This is a genomic window from Lactococcus sp. LG1074, assembly GCF_017309525.1.
Lineage (GTDB): Bacteria > Bacillota > Bacilli > Lactobacillales > Streptococcaceae > Lactococcus > Lactococcus petauri.
On the sequence record NZ_CP071293.1, the window covers coordinates 1,914,371 to 1,928,745 of the forward strand.

The 14,375-nt window shown below is 38.5% G+C and carries 19 protein-coding genes and 1 riboswitch; of the genes, 7 read left to right on the forward strand and 12 right to left on the reverse strand.

What is annotated here, in order from left to right:
• Positions 1-26 precede the first annotated feature (26 nt).
• From J0J36_RS09550 to J0J36_RS09570, 5 genes are all read left to right on the forward strand, one after another.
• The gene (locus J0J36_RS09550; protein WP_019291949.1) at positions 27-845 is read left to right on the forward strand and encodes an aldo/keto reductase; all 819 of its coding nucleotides are present in this window, start codon (positions 27-29) and stop codon (positions 843-845) included.
• Between the two features lie 16 nt (positions 846-861).
• Positions 862-2,043, forward strand: a complete 1,182-nt coding sequence (locus J0J36_RS09555) for an MFS transporter (protein WP_153925467.1) — start codon at positions 862-864, stop codon at positions 2,041-2,043.
• Between the two features lie 123 nt (positions 2,044-2,166).
• Complete coding sequence (recX, locus tag J0J36_RS09560) at positions 2,167-3,000, forward strand: recombination regulator RecX (protein WP_019293313.1); 834 nt, start codon at positions 2,167-2,169, stop codon at positions 2,998-3,000.
• Between the two features lie 82 nt (positions 3,001-3,082).
• Positions 3,083-3,931, forward strand: a complete 849-nt coding sequence (locus J0J36_RS09565) for a MurR/RpiR family transcriptional regulator (RefSeq protein WP_019291952.1) — start codon at positions 3,083-3,085, stop codon at positions 3,929-3,931.
• 31 nt (positions 3,932-3,962) lie between these two features.
• Entirely contained in the window at positions 3,963-4,271 is a 309-nt protein-coding gene (locus J0J36_RS09570; protein ID WP_019291953.1) for a DUF960 domain-containing protein, read from the forward strand.
• A gap of 33 nt (positions 4,272-4,304) precedes the next feature.
• Here the strand turns inward: J0J36_RS09570 and J0J36_RS09575 are convergent, their stop codons facing one another.
• The 5 genes from J0J36_RS09575 to J0J36_RS09595 all read right to left on the reverse strand — a co-directional run bounded on the left by J0J36_RS09575 (position 4,305) and on the right by J0J36_RS09595 (position 6,769).
• Positions 4,305-5,072: a metallophosphoesterase gene (locus J0J36_RS09575; RefSeq protein WP_040087034.1), complete on the reverse strand. Its 768-nt coding sequence runs from the start codon at positions 5,070-5,072 to the stop codon at positions 4,305-4,307.
• Between the two features lie 108 nt (positions 5,073-5,180).
• A complete protein-coding gene (gene rpsR / locus J0J36_RS09580) occupies positions 5,181-5,426 on the reverse strand; it encodes a 30S ribosomal protein S18 (RefSeq protein ID WP_003133134.1) in 246 nt (81 codons plus the stop codon).
• A 119-nt stretch (positions 5,427-5,545) separates the two neighbouring features.
• Positions 5,546-6,040 carry a single-stranded DNA-binding protein gene (ssb, locus tag J0J36_RS09585; protein ID WP_017369521.1) on the reverse strand — a complete coding sequence of 165 codons (495 nt, stop codon included), beginning with the start codon at positions 6,038-6,040 and terminating at the stop codon, positions 5,546-5,548.
• Between the two features lie 37 nt (positions 6,041-6,077).
• Positions 6,078-6,371 (reverse strand): 30S ribosomal protein S6, encoded by a 294-nt coding sequence (gene rpsF / locus J0J36_RS09590; RefSeq protein WP_003133129.1) that lies wholly within the window; start codon positions 6,369-6,371, stop codon positions 6,078-6,080.
• A gap of 185 nt (positions 6,372-6,556) precedes the next feature.
• The gene (locus J0J36_RS09595) at positions 6,557-6,769 is read right to left on the reverse strand and encodes a hypothetical protein (RefSeq protein ID WP_019291955.1); all 213 of its coding nucleotides are present in this window, start codon (positions 6,767-6,769) and stop codon (positions 6,557-6,559) included.
• A 214-nt stretch (positions 6,770-6,983) separates the two neighbouring features.
• A riboswitch (Lysine riboswitch) is annotated at positions 6,984-7,160 on the forward strand.
• A gap of 75 nt (positions 7,161-7,235) precedes the next feature.
• Between J0J36_RS09595 and J0J36_RS09600 the strand changes: the two genes are divergently transcribed.
• Positions 7,236-8,699 carry an amino acid permease gene (locus J0J36_RS09600; protein ID WP_019291956.1) on the forward strand — a complete coding sequence of 488 codons (1,464 nt, stop codon included), beginning with the start codon at positions 7,236-7,238 and terminating at the stop codon, positions 8,697-8,699.
• 31 nt (positions 8,700-8,730) lie between these two features.
• Here J0J36_RS09600 and dnaX read toward each other — a convergent pair whose 3' ends face one another.
• Genes dnaX through J0J36_RS09625 form a run of 5 tightly spaced genes read right to left on the reverse strand, consistent with a single transcriptional unit; the run spans position 8,731 to position 12,132 of the window.
• Positions 8,731-10,389 (reverse strand): DNA polymerase III subunit gamma/tau, encoded by a 1,659-nt coding sequence (gene dnaX / locus J0J36_RS09605; protein WP_019291957.1) that lies wholly within the window; start codon positions 10,387-10,389, stop codon positions 8,731-8,733.
• 12 nt (positions 10,390-10,401) lie between these two features.
• A complete protein-coding gene (locus J0J36_RS09610) occupies positions 10,402-11,022 on the reverse strand; it encodes a hypothetical protein (protein WP_003133126.1) in 621 nt (206 codons plus the stop codon).
• Between the two features lie 12 nt (positions 11,023-11,034).
• Positions 11,035-11,514 (reverse strand): GAF domain-containing protein, encoded by a 480-nt coding sequence (locus J0J36_RS09615; RefSeq protein WP_003133125.1) that lies wholly within the window; start codon positions 11,512-11,514, stop codon positions 11,035-11,037.
• A gap of 56 nt (positions 11,515-11,570) precedes the next feature.
• A complete protein-coding gene (locus J0J36_RS09620; protein WP_019291958.1) occupies positions 11,571-11,864 on the reverse strand; it encodes a hypothetical protein in 294 nt (97 codons plus the stop codon).
• A 1-nt stretch (position 11,865) separates the two neighbouring features.
• On the reverse strand, positions 11,866-12,132 hold the full coding sequence (locus J0J36_RS09625; RefSeq protein ID WP_019291959.1) for a DUF2089 family protein: 267 nt from the start codon (positions 12,130-12,132) through the stop codon (positions 11,866-11,868).
• Between the two features lie 139 nt (positions 12,133-12,271).
• Between J0J36_RS09625 and J0J36_RS09630 the strand changes: the two genes are divergently transcribed.
• Positions 12,272-12,541 (forward strand): chorismate mutase, encoded by a 270-nt coding sequence (locus J0J36_RS09630; RefSeq protein ID WP_019291960.1) that lies wholly within the window; start codon positions 12,272-12,274, stop codon positions 12,539-12,541.
• Here the strand turns inward: J0J36_RS09630 and J0J36_RS09635 are convergent.
• Both J0J36_RS09635 and glnA read right to left on the reverse strand, forming a co-directional pair.
• Entirely contained in the window at positions 12,534-12,965 is a 432-nt protein-coding gene (locus J0J36_RS09635) for a hypothetical protein (RefSeq protein ID WP_019291961.1), read from the reverse strand. The two genes, J0J36_RS09630 and J0J36_RS09635, sit on opposite strands and share 8 nt — an antisense overlap.
• Positions 12,966-13,029: 64 nt before the next feature.
• Entirely contained in the window at positions 13,030-14,370 is a 1,341-nt protein-coding gene (glnA, locus tag J0J36_RS09640) for a type I glutamate--ammonia ligase (RefSeq protein ID WP_019291962.1), read from the reverse strand.
• Positions 14,371-14,375: the final 5 nt, after the last annotated feature.

Consider the following 14,375-nt stretch of genomic DNA (forward strand, 5'->3'; position numbering starts at 1 on the left):
AAAAGAAAACCTAAGGAGAAAAGACAATGAAACTTAACAATACAACACATATCCCCGAATTAGGATTAGGCGTTTTCCAAATCTCAAATGAGGAAACTGCTGAAGTCGTAAAAAACGGAATCATCAATGGCTATCGTTTGATCGATACCGCCCAAATTTATGGTAACGAAGAAGGCACAGGACAAGGGATCAAGGCTGGCCTTGAAGACACAAATCTTACACGCGAAGATCTCTTCATCACATCAAAACTATGGGGCAGCAACCTTTCTTATGAGGAAACCATTCAAAGCTTTGAAACAAGTTTAGAAAAATTAGGTCTGGATTACCTTGATCTTTATCTCATTCACTGGCCAGGTACTGATTATGGGTTTGAAGCTTCTTGGAAAGCTATGGAAGACCTCTACAAAGACGGACGTATCAAAGCTATTGGTGTAAGTAACTTCCAAAAACATCACTTAGAGCGTCTCTTTAGCTATGCACAAATTATCCCTGCAGTAAATCAAATCGAGCTTCACCCTAAACTTGCTCAAAAAGAACTGCATCACTTTTTAGAAGCACACGATATTAAAGTACAAGCTTGGTCACCATTGATGCAAGGACAACTGTTAGCCAATGAAACAATTAAAACAATTGCTCAGAAACACAATAAATCAACAGCACAAGTTATCCTTCGTTGGCATTTAGAGCAAGGTATTTTGGTTAACGTGAAATCTGTCAAAATAGAACGTATGCGTGCCAACCGTGATATCTTTGATTTCTCTCTGGATCAAGATGATATGGAACTCCTCAATAATCTTGATGAAAATCTTCGCGTGGGACCAGATCCAGAAACATTTAATTTTTAAAAAATAGGAAACCTTCATGAAAAAAATTTCACCAAACCTAACCTTATTGGCTTTAGCCATTAATGCCTTTGCCATAGGTTCAACAGAATTCATCAGTGTTGGTCTTATGCCGATGATTGTGAACACTTTTAATATCAATTTATCTCAAGCAGAACTTACCGTCTCTTTATATGCCTTAGGTGTGACTATTGGAGCACCTCTTCTTACGATTGTTACAGGCACATGGAATCGACGCTCATTAATGTTAGCTATTATGCTACTCTTTATCAGCGGTAATCTCTTATCTGCTTTTGCTCCAACTTTCCTCCTGCTCTTAGTTGGACGTATTTTAGCATCATTAGCACATGGTATCTTTATGTCGGTGTCAACACTTATTGCTGCAAATGTAGTTCGTCCTGAAAAACGTGCTTCTGCTATTGCTTTGATGTTTACAGGACTTACTGTAGCAACTGTTATCGGTGTGCCTTTGGGAACTTTTATCGGACAACATTCTACATGGCATATGTCCTTTATCTTCATTGCTGCAATTGGATTGATTGGATTATTAGCGAGCATCTTTTTAATTCCGACAAACCTCCCTATACCAGGCAAAGTAAACTTAAGTGGTTTTGCGAGAATTTTCCGCAATAAATACATTATGACTTCTTTCTTTATTACTGCTTTTGGTTACGGTGGTACCTTTGCTGCTTATACTTATTTAGCTCCTTTATTAGAAGATACCTTTAATTTCAGCTCAAGTACTGTTGTTGTCGTTCTGGTCGCTTACGGTATAATGGTAGCAATCGGTAATACTATCGGTGGACATTACTCAAATAAAAATATTTTACCTGTATTACTCAAAATGTTTGGTGCTTTAACTGCAAGTTTGCTTATCCTTTTTATAGCAGCACTAATGGCTTCTCAGTGGCTTGGATTACTTGCAACGCTCTTGCTGGGTTTATTTGCCTTCATGAACGTGCCTGGTTTACAACTCTATGTTGTCCAACTGGCTGAAAAATTTACTCCCCAAGACATCACTCTTATTTCAGCTTTTAATATTTCAGCTTTCAACATTGGTATTACACTGGGTTCATTTACGGGGGGCGAGGTGGCAAAAGTAAGTAGTGTTATCTATACACCACTTGCAGGGATTGTTATTGTCCTCCTTGCTATGCTTCTCATTATTGGGGCTCAAAAACAAAAAGTTGCTATCAAATAAATCACTCCAAGATAAAAAACAAAGACAACTTTAGAAAAAGCTACTAGTTCATTCGCTAGTGCTTTTTTCTTAGATCCAAAAAATCTATTTCCCCTTCATCCGGTACTCTGTTATAATAAAGTTATGATAAAAATCAAGGAAATCACAAAACTCAAAAAGCTTTATAAAGTTATACTAACAGAGCCTTTTTCATATAAGGACTGGGAGGAAGCTAAAGATAAAATTTACGTCTGTGAGGATACAGTTGTAAAATATATGCTGACGAGGGATAAAGCCTTTTCTACAGCTGAGCTGGAGCAACTGTTAGCTTTTGATAATTTTGCACAAGGTAAATCTTTAGCACTTTACTTTATTTCCTTCAAAGCTCGGACATCATCAGAAGTCAAAAAATATCTCTCTGACCATAATATCCAACCAATTCAAATCGAAGCGATCATTGACAGCCTTACTAAAAATGGTCTCCTCAACGACCGAGCTTATATCGAAAGTTATATCCAGGGAAAAGTACGCACAGCAAGTGCTGGTCCTTATCAGATCAAACAGAAACTCCACCTAAAGGGGCTAGATTTACAACTTATTGATGAGGGTATAGCGCAAGTTTTTAATGAAGAAAAACAAATTGACGTGGCTGTCGCTCTTGCGGAAAAGATAGTCCACCAAAAAGCAAGTCGTCACACTCTACAGCAGCTTAAACAAAAAATCATACAAGGACTCACTGCTAAGGGTTTTTCCTATGCCATTAGCGCTATAGCTCTTGAAAGTCTAGAACTTGAAGTGGATGAAGAAAATGAGTTAGAGCTCCTTTACACTGAACTCGACAAAAGTGCCCGTAAATACAGTAGAAAATACGAAGGCTATGAGCTTAAGCAACGCATCACCCAAGCCTTAGCCCGTAAAGGATTCGACTTTAGTGATATTTCTAGCGCAATACGAGACTATGATTTTGAAGAGGAATAAATCAACTTTCTCTTTAAAAGCATTTCCCATTTTCCACCTCAAAATTGTGTTATGATATAATAAAAGCAAGACTGGAAAGCATATGACACAATCTCTCATCACACGTATCAACTCTTATTACGATAATCTCAGTAAATCTGATCAAGCCATTTCAAATTACTTGATTGAAAATATGGACACAGCTGCCCGCTTGTCCATTCAAGAATTCGCAAAAAATACTAAAGTATCTACTGCAACCATTTCGCGTTTTGCCAAAAAAATCGGTTTTGATTCATTTCAAGATTTAAAGTTAGCTATCCACAGCACCGAAAAATTTAAATCCGACAACTTTTTCAGCGAACTATCGCCAGAAGATAGCTATAAAGATATTCTTGCCAAGAATTTTACAAGTAATATTTCTTCTCTCAATGCAACATTGCAGCTGATAGAGAGCGAAACTTTGGATAAGGTTATGAATATCCTCCTATCCGCCAAAACATGTGGTTTTTTTGGTCTGGGTGGCTCTAATGCCGTTGCTTTAATTGCTTACCATAAATTTTTGCGTATGCCACTGCAAACGGTATATCATCAGGATTTTCATTATCAACAAATGTTGGCTTCTAAACTGACCGAAAAAGACTGTGCTTTTGTTATTTCACATACTGGTAAAAACAAAGATACACTGAAAATCGTTGATATTTTGAAGAGCAATCACGTTCCTGTGATTGCCATTACGTCATTTGCCAACTCAGCCTTGGTGAAAAAAAGCGACTTGGCACTTATTTCAATCGCTGAAGAAATATCTTTTCGACCTGAAGCTGTCGCTTCAACCGTCTCTCAAATTAGTCTTCTAGATGCCATCTTTTTGATGTACGGGATGAAAGCTCAGGATTCAATCGAAGATACTTTGGAAAACATTCGAGAAGTGATCAGCCAAACCCGTTTAAATTAAACTAGAAAGTTAATGATAAAGGAGGACCAAAATGGCATTTACTGAAACAAAAGGACGCTATGCAAGCTATGGAACTGTCTCTAGTATTCCTGGTGAAATCATTGACAGTTTTTGGTTCATCATTGACAATCAGCTAAAAGGCGTTATCCCGCTTGAGCCTCTTATCAATTTTGAATTACTCAACCAAAAAGGACTTCTTTCTGTGAAATTTTCACAGCCGCACAATCCTTTAACCATTACAGTTGATTTCCAATACCCTTTTAATAATTCTTGGCCTCGGCATTTCCATGCTGTTGATAATAATGGTAAAGAAACCATTATCTCTTCACAAGAACGTTAAACAAAAGTCTCCAGATAAAATTCTGGAGACTTTTTAAATTTCATAATAGACGATTTCTGGAGGAACACCAAATCTGATTGGTAAAAAGGTTAAGCCAATACCGGCATTGACAAAAAGTTTTGTATATTTCCCTAATAAGTATAGACCAGAATCATACACCTTTGAGCCATCATTACGTAAGCGCAAATTACCAAGACGAATTTGCCCACCATGACTATGTCCTGCAACGACTAAATCATATTTTTCAGGAAATTCTACTTGCAAAATCGTATCCGGCTCATGAATCATTAAAATCGAAAACTTTCCTTGCTCAGGGACCATACTAAAATTTGGTTGTCCTTCACGTAAATCATCAAGTCCGGTTAATACTACTGTTCCTGACATGAGTGATTGGTTGGTAAGTACAGTAAAACCCGCTTCCTTTAGAAAAGTTCTTATATAGTTAGCATCCCCTTCATGCGAAAAATCATGATTACCCAAAATCGCAAATTTTCCTAAGGGTGCTTCAAGTTCTGCTAAAATTTCTTTTACCTTATCAACATCATGCGCTTGCGCCCAATCGACTTTATCAAATAAGTCGCCTGTGAACAAGATCAAGTCAGGTTGTGTTTTATTTATGTGTTTTGAAAATTTAAAAAAGCGGCGTGGATGTGTGTGCCAATTAAAATGTGTATCGGTAAAGTGTGCAACTTTCAGCCCGGCTGTGTTTGAAATTTTCACTTGTCGCACACGCATTAAATGCGGTTCAACGAAAATACCATAAGCCAAAAGGCAGAAAAGTAAAATTATAATCCATGTCATTGCTTTATTTTACCATATTCAGATTTTTTATTCTTCATAATGAGATTCACGCTCCTTATTGTATCAAAGCACATAACAAAAAAACACCCGAAGGTGCCTAGTTATTTCTTAGTTTTCGTCAGAAGCTACGAATGGCAAGAGAGCCATAACACGTGCGCGTTTGATAGCTGTAACCACTTTACGTTGGTTTTTAGCTGAAGTACCAGTTACGCGACGTGGCAAGATTTTACCACGTTCTGAGATAAAACGTTTTAAGAGTTCAGTGTCTTTATAATCAACAACTTCGATTTTGTTAGCTGCGATAAAGTCAACTTTTTTACGGCGTTTGAAGCCACCACGTTTTTGAAAAGCCATAGTGTGTTTCTCCTTATATTATTGTATGATGTTGTTGAGTAGAAAAGTCAATACGGATACCGCTTTTATACTCAACGAATAGGGCTCAGATAGACTGCCTTATACAGCTGCCTTACTTATTAGAATGGAAGATCATCATCTGAGATTTCCATTGGTGAGCCACCAAATGGATCTGCATCACGACCAAAATCAGGTGTTGAATTTCCTGCTGAGCTGTTAGAGCCAGCAAAAGGACGATTTTGTGATTGTTGTTGCTGTGGTGCAGAATATGAACCAGAGCCACCTTCACGTGCGGCACGACTTTCAAGCATTTGGAAGTTATCAGCCAATACTTCAGTCACGTAAACACGTTGACCTTCTTTGTTCTCATAATTTCGCACTTGAATACTACCTGTTACACCAATCAAGGCACCTTTTTTAGCCCAATTTGCCAAGTTTTCAGCAGATTGGCGCCAGATGACACAGTTAATGAAATCAGCTTCACGTTCGCCTTGCGCGTTTTTAAAACGACGGTTAACAGCAATCGTAAATGTAGCAACCGCAGTATTTTGCGGTGTGTATCGCAGTTCAGGGTCACGCACAACGCGTCCGACCAAAACAACATTATTAATCATGATGCTTCTCCTTTAAATTTGTCCAGCTAAACTAGAATTAAGCTTCTACTTTAGTGATCATGTGACGAAGAATGTCGCCGTTAATCTTAGCAAGACGGTCAAATTCGCTCAAAGCTTCTGAATCAGTAGCAGCTTCAAGAGTTACGATGTGGTAGATACCTTCGCGGAAGTCTTGAATTTCGTAAGCGAGTTTGCGTGTTTCCCAGTCTTTAGACTCAAGATTAGCAGCACCGTTGTCAGTCAAGATACTATCGAAACGTTCAACGAGGGCTTTCTTTGCTTCTTCTTCAATGTTTGGACGAATAATATAAAGAATTTCGTATTTTGTCATTGATTTTTCCTCCTTTTGGACTAATGACACAGGTTGGAGCCTGTGTAAGTTATGAGTTTTTACTCACAAGTATATATTCTATCAAATTTAGCTACATTTTGCAAGTTGATTTATCTTATTTATTCTATTATAAAATAAAAAATAACCCTCTGCCTCTGCAGAAGATTTCTCATCATTTTTTATTATTAAGCGACTACATCAAGCACATTAGCTGGAATGTAGCGATACTCACCTTCTTTCGATTGATAATAGCCAAGCTTTTTCACGATAAAATGCAACTTGCAACGGCTATCAAAGCGCTGGTATAAGTGGGAAATTTCCCCTTCCTGGCTACGGGTTACGCATACTATTTTTTCTCCCGCGTAAGTTGGAGATACATATTTTGGGGTAAACGTCATTGAAAACCACCTCCAGATATAATTGAGATGAAAACGCAATCATCTCTTCTTATACTATAACTCTTTTTAATCTCTAAAACAAATGTCTAGATTTTTAATGGCTAAACATTAAAAAATCTGTAATTTTAAACAACAGCATGTATAATTATTCAAATCTAGTAGGCTCGTCCTTGACATCCCTCTCAAATTAATCTAAAATATTCATAAATACTTAATAAACGATAGAGGTCGCAACCAATAATAAGCTAAGCAGAGCTAGAGCATGCTGAGAAGTTTAGCCCAGGAGCGGTTGCCGAAAGAGAAGTTATGCTCACCGACTTTTCTTGGTTTAGCGGGAAATACCTGTTAAACTGTCGTGGTCTAACTATGACCATGATGCGCTATTCGGATGAAAGATCTTTCTGACGTTTAGCAATCTCTAGGGATTGCTTTTTGTATTAATATTTATAAATTTAGGAGAGAAGTAATGGATAATACTTCAAATAATGAGGCCACGCCATCCACGCAAGTTAAACGTGGCCTTAAACATCGTCACTTAACAATGATTGCCTTAGGAGGAACTATTGGTACCGGGCTATTTGTTGCATCAGGCGCAACGATTTCTCAAGCTGGACCTTTAGGCGCGTTAGTTGCCTATGTCGCCATTGGGCTCATGGTTTTCTTCCTTATGACGTCTTTAGGTGAAATGGCTTCCTATCTTCCAGTATCAGGCTCTTTTGCTTCTTTCGCTGACCGTTATGTAGATAAAGCTTTCGGCTTCGCTATGGGATGGAACTATTGGTTTAACTCAGCAATTACTGTAGCGGTTGAGGCAGCTACAGTTGGTGTTATTATGCAGTTCTGGTTGCCCCATGTGCCCACATGGATATGGTCGACTATTGTGATTGCGCTCATCCTCTTGGTTAACCTCATTTCAGCTAAAGCTTATGGTGAAGCAGAATTTTGGATGGCGACAATTAAAGTCATCGCTGTTATCGCCTTTATCGTGATTGGTCTCGCAACAATTTTTGGAGTTATGAGTTATAAGCCAGATGTGGCACGCAATCTTTCTGCTGGAGGAAATCATGGTTTTGTCGGTGGTATTGGAGGTATGATTGCTGTCTTCATGATTGCAGGCTTCTCTTTCCAAGGTACAGAAATCGTTGGTATCGCAGCCGGCGAGTCAGAAAACCCTGAGAAAAATGTACCCTCAGCGATTAAACAAGTCTTTTGGCGGATTATTATTTTCTATTTCCTCTCAATATTCGTAATCGGTGCCTTGGTTTACTATAAAGACCCAAGTCTTCTCCGTGCAGCAACCCAAAGCGACATTACCGTTTCTCCATTTACCTTGGTATTTGAACGTGCTGGCTTAGCTGCTGCTGCATCCGTTATGAATGCTGTCATCTTAACCTCGGTTATTTCATCTGCCAATTCTTGGTTATATGCTGCTTCTCGCATGCTTTTTGGTATGGCAAAAGAGGGGCATGCACCGAAAATCTTCGCTAAAACAAATACAAGCAACGGGGTACCAATTTATGCAATTTTAGCGACTGTTGCCATCGGTCTTTTGGCCTTCTTAACAAGTATCTTCGGAACTGAGATTTATTTCTATTTGGTCGCTGCTTCCGGTTTATCTGGTTTCTTGGCTTGGATTGGAATTGCTATCTGTCATTTCCGCTTCCGCCGTGCTTTTATTAAACAAGGTCACAAACTTTCTGAGTTAGGCTACCATGCTAAATGGTTCCCTATTGGGCCAATCATCGCTCTTATTCTTTCAATCATTATCGTTATCGGGCAAATTACTACCGTAACGATGAATGCGCAAAGCATCATTACAACCTACCTTGCTTTACCTCTCTTCTTGATTTTATATTTCTCTTACAAAATCGTGAAGAAAACAAAACTTATTCCGCTTGAAGAAGTTGATTTAAGCCGTGATATTGATTAAAACGAATATAAAAACGCCATAAGGCGTTTTTTTAGTCGTTGATTATCTTCACTTTTTCACCAAAAAATTCTTTGGCCTTACTTACAAGAACTTCTTCTTCTTCTGGCTCAGATTCCGTATCTTTTGTAACATGCTGCTCCCCTTTTTTAAGGCTTAAGACATACTCTTGACGTACAGCCTGCCAATCTTGCTCTGCTAAAGCAATAATCTCAGGCGAAAATCCCAATATTGATGACATTAAATTGCCAAAAGTTAATTGTAGGTTTTCATTTTCCGTAACACGCTTTGCTAAATTACCATGAGGAAAAGTAACTACCACAAAATTGCTTGAGGCTGCCACGGGGGCAGTATTATTGATTAAGGCACGGTCTGAAGGTTTGGTAAAGCTGGAAACAATCTCAGGCCATGCACCAAAAACTGCTTGACGAGCTTCGTTGGTCGCTTCCTTTAAAGCTTTAAAAACCAAATCTTGATTTACAGTGTACTTTTCGGTGACTGTTTTCGTTTTCACTTGCTGCTTAATTTGAACTTCTTGACTGACAGTGGATACCACCGTTTGGCTGCCCGTTTCTGCCACTTTAGCTTTTAGCTCTGCAACTTCTGCTTTTAAAGCCTGAAGCTCATGGTTCAAACTTTCCGGAACTTCCTTATCTTCCGCAGAAGAATAAGCACCTGCATCTACAAGACGCATCGTCATCACATCAGCAGCAATTTTACTCTGTGTTGTTTCTTTAATAATTTTCAGAGACTCAATCGCAATATTGATCCATTGGTAAAGACGAGGTCGTGGGATTTCATTATTTTCCCGCAAAAGCAAATCACGGAAATAAGTTAAGAGATCTTCCGTAAAACGTAACATATTTTTACCTTCAAGAAAGATTTTCTCCAAAGCATCAAGTGCAGTTGGTCCATCTGAAGCGATCAATGCTGCAACATAAGAGACAAGCGCTTCATTGGCAATGGAGCCTGTCACTAAAAGAGCATCCTTCTCTGCAAGCTTGCCATCAGAAAAACTTAAGGCCTGATCCAATAAACTCAAGGCATCACGCATTCCTCCCTCGGCAGATTTTGCAATGACATCAAGTGCCGCATCTTCAAACTCAATCTTCTCATCAGCTAAAACTTCTGCTAAGTGCTGACGAATATCATTTGTTGTGATAGCTTTAAAAGCAAATCTTTGCACACGACTAATAATTGTTGCCGGAATTTTTTGAAGCTCAGTTGTTGCTAAAACAAAGACAACATTATCTGTAGGCTCTTCCAAGGTTTTCAGTAAAGCGTTGAATGCTCCCGTTGAAAGCATATGAACCTCATCGATAATATAAACCTTATAAGTTGCGCGACTGGCTGCATAGGTTGATTTATCTCGAATCTCACGGATTTCGTCAACCCCATTATTCGAAGCAGCATCAAGTTCAATCACATCTTCAAGGCTGCCTTGGGTAATAGCTTGACAAATATCACAAGTGTTACAAGGCTCTCCCTCTTTCTGATTAGGACAGTTAATTGCTTTGGCAAAAATTTTTGCCGCGGAAGTTTTTCCTGTCCCACGTGGACCACTAAAAAGATAAGCGTGGGAAATCTGCCCATTAACGATAGCATTCTTTAAGGTTGTGGCCACCACTTCTTGGCCAACCATCTCATCAAATCTTTGACTACGGTATTTTCTATATAAAGCTTGGTAAGCCATTTTTCATTCCTTCTAATAAAGGTCTGGCTCTGCGCCAAGACCGAGCTCTTCATTGATTCGGAAAAGAACATCACGCGCCAGTATAGACTGATCAATATCGGCAGCGTTATAATTTTTCATTGCCTTGTAAATAGCCCAAACGCGAGCGCGGATGACTGTTGCCTTATCGGCTTCAGCGGCGGAGAAAAATATCTTTCTTTGTTTCTCATCAAATATTTCCCATGCAATAGTCAAATCACAGGCTGGATCGCCAACTATGGAAGCTGTTGTTTCAGCCACTCCCGAAAATTTGTCGGCCATCTTCCACACGGTATCTAAGTTCAAATCCCCATGTAACACGACCGCGGGCTTAGTCCATGGATTTTTAGAAGCTTTATCCCAATACAAGCGCAGACCTTCTACAGGTGCAATTCTTTTCATTTGATCCAACAGTGTCAAAAATTCAGCTTCGATGACCGGCAACATTAAGGCTGGGCTTTCGGCTCCCGTTGCTTCTAATTGGTGCAACTGATACACAAAGTTACCCAAATCTTGAGCAAATGCTTTAGGTTGAGCCAAAGCATTAAAACCTACAGGCTTCACCTCACTGGTACCAAATTTATCTGCTATAAAGTTATTTACTGTTTCCTTCATTGTTTACCTCGCTCAAAAAAATTTCCAATCAGTCATATCTGACAAAATGTGGCAAAATTCTTCAAGATATTTTTGATCGACATCATCATAAAAGGAAGTTTCTGAAGCATCCAAATCTAAAACTCCTTTTAATTCGCCATCTTTAATAATCGGTACTACAATTTCTGACAGTGCTCGGCTGTCACAAGAAATATAGTTTTTATGTTCTTTAACATTGTCAACAATCAATGTTTGGCGTTTTTCTGCGGCTTCACCACATACTCCAGCGCCTAACTTTATTTCGACACAAGAAACCCCACCTTGAAAAGGACCTAAAATAAGTTGTTCGCCGTTGTACAAATAAAACCCTGCAAAGACTTGATTAGGCAAGAAGTCATTAAGAAGAGCTGATGCGTTGGAGAGATTTGACAATGTATAGTTTTGTGTTGAAAGTAAACCTTTCAATTGTAGGTTAAGGAGTTCATATCCTTCAATTTTTTCGCTTTTATTCATCTTATAATTATAAACTTAACCCACAATAGAGTCAATACTTGCGGTTAAATTATCTCTTATTTTCTTTTTGAAATATCTTTGGCTTTCATTTTCTCTAACTCTTTATTTATCTTGCTTTTTCTTGACTCTTTTCCTCCTTCATACAGCATGATTAAGACAAAGAGTCCAACAAAGGGCATCACAATATCTTTAAAATTAAACCCGAGAGCACCTCTGTATAAGAAAACACCTACAGCGGCCAAGAAAGCAAGCGGAAGTATGGCACCCAAGTACTTATTTTCCCTATAACCCGCTAATGTCTGAAATGCGATAATGACTCCAATTATTGCTATATCCATTAAATGATTCATCTCAAATCTCCCTATGTTTTCTTATAATCTCTTTTGCACTGCTCAGACTCACTTTTTCATCAATAACCATTTGCATAATACTCACTTCAAAGGAATCCTTTTTAGTGTCATTCAGAGCAATTTTCTCAATTAAACGGTCTACACGCAACCGCACTGTAGGATAACTCACCCCATAATACCTGGCCAACTCTTTCAAAGAACCCGATGCAAAAATAAATTGTTTGATAAATTCTTGTTCTTCATCTTCCAGATTAAAAAACCAATCCATAATTTCTCCAACCTTAATATTATTTATTAAAGTTTAACATTATTAAAGTCGAAAGACAAACTTTTTCATTTTAATAAATGTAGATTGCTTTTTTTATTTAAAAATTGTCCTCCAGAAGCTTTTGTGTCATAATAAAAATATGACTTTAGAAAAAACCCGTAAAGAAATTGATGCACTAGACGATCAAATTATTGCGCTTTTAGAAAGACGCATGTCCTTGGTTGACGAGGTAATCACAGCTAAGGCAGAAGAAAATAAAAATGTCTACGATGCGGATCGAGAATACTTTATTCTCGAAAAGATAAAAAAAAAGACAGAGAAACTCCAATACGAGCCAGCTATCCACTCTATCTATAAAGAAATTATGAAACGTTCCCGAGAATATCAAGAAAAAAATCGCTTTAAATAGCGATTTTTCCTTTCATACTTGAACGTAATGCCATATATTCTAATTGTGGCAAGTCCAAGAGAACTACCTTGCTACTTTCGATTAAACCAGCCGAGAGTAGAGTATTCAAAAAGCCCTTAATTTCAGTTGTACCTAATTCAAGACATTCTACGAAAATGATATGTTGAGGAGCTTTCAGTTGATCAAGCAATACCTCAAAATCTTCTGGTTGAAGTGCAACTTCTGGGTCTTTGCGATTAACAACCGTCAAATCTTCATTCTCCGACAAGTATTTGGATGCAAAGTCCTCAAACAGGTCACCATCAGCAGCTGCTTCCTGCGGTCCAGATACTGCATAAGCTCCTCTCTCCAACATTGCAAGTTTTGCAACCTGTCCATAGTCTAATTTATCTATAATATTTTTTAAATTTTCTTTTATATCCATATGTATAGTTTAGTCTTTTTAGTATAAAAATTCAAAAAAAGCATCTTAAAGATGCTTATCTCTTTTAGTAAAGTTCCAAATAGTTATCGATTTCCCATTGACTTACAAATTGTGCATAGCTCGCCCATTCGATTTTTTTAGCTTCCACAAAGTTAACCAAAACATGCTCACCTAAGGCAGCTGTTACTACTTCATCTTCACGTAGTGCCTTCACAGCATTGTGTAAAGTCGACGGCAAGTCTGTAATACCATGTGCTTTACGTTCACTTTCGGTCATTACATAAATATTCGCTTCAACAGCTTCTGGTGCGGCGATTTTATTTTCAATCCCATCAAGACCAGAGGCAAGGAGAACAGCCATTGTCAAGTAAGGATTGGCTGATGGATCTACTGAACGAAGCTCGACACGTGTAGACATACCACGGGATGCTGGTACGCGAATTAGCGGTGAGCGGTTACGACCAGCCCAGGCAATGTAAACTGGTGCTTCATATCCGGGCACTAAACGTTTGTAGCTGTTAACTGTTGGGTTAGTGATGGCTGTATAGTTATAAGCGTGCTTGAGCAAACCGCCAATAAAGTAGTTTGCAGCTTCCGAAAGTCCCATATCACCTGCTTCATCATAGAAAGCATTTTGCCCATCTTCTGTGAAGAGCGACATGTTGCAGTGCATACCAGATCCATTAATACCAAACTTAGGTTTGGCCATAAAGGTTGCGTGTAAACCATGTTTACGTGCGATTGTTTTTACCACAAGTTTAAAGATTTGAATATTGTCACAAGCTTTCAATGCATCGGCATACTTGAAGTCAATCTCGTGTTGCCCAACAGCTACTTCATGGTGGCTTGCTTCTACTTCAAAACCAAGGTCAGTAAGGACATTTACGATTTCGCGACGTGTATTTCCTGCCAAGTCGGTCGGTGCGAGATCAAAATATCCACCTTTATCGTTTACTTCCAGTGTTGGTTCTTGATTTTCATCAAGCTTGAAGAGGAAAAATTCAGGTTCTGGACCAAGATTGAATTTTTTAAAGCCTAATTTTTCCATATTTTTAAGATTACGTTTCAATACGCCACGTGGATCTCCTGGGAAAGGTTGTCCTTCTGCTGTATAAACATCACAGATAACGCCAGCTACTTTTCCGTACTCATCTCCCCAAGGGAAGATAATCCATGTGTCCCAATCTGGATAGAGGTACATATCTGATTCATTGATGCGGACAAAGCCTTCAATTGAACTGCCATCAAACATCATCTTGTTGTCAAAAAGTTTGTCTAACTGTTCATCAGTTGCTGGAACTTCTACGTTTTTAAGTGTTCCTAAAATATCGGTAAACATTAGACGTAGAAACTTAATATTTTTTTCTTTGACATCACGACGGATGTTTGCTGCTGTGATTCCCATAATAC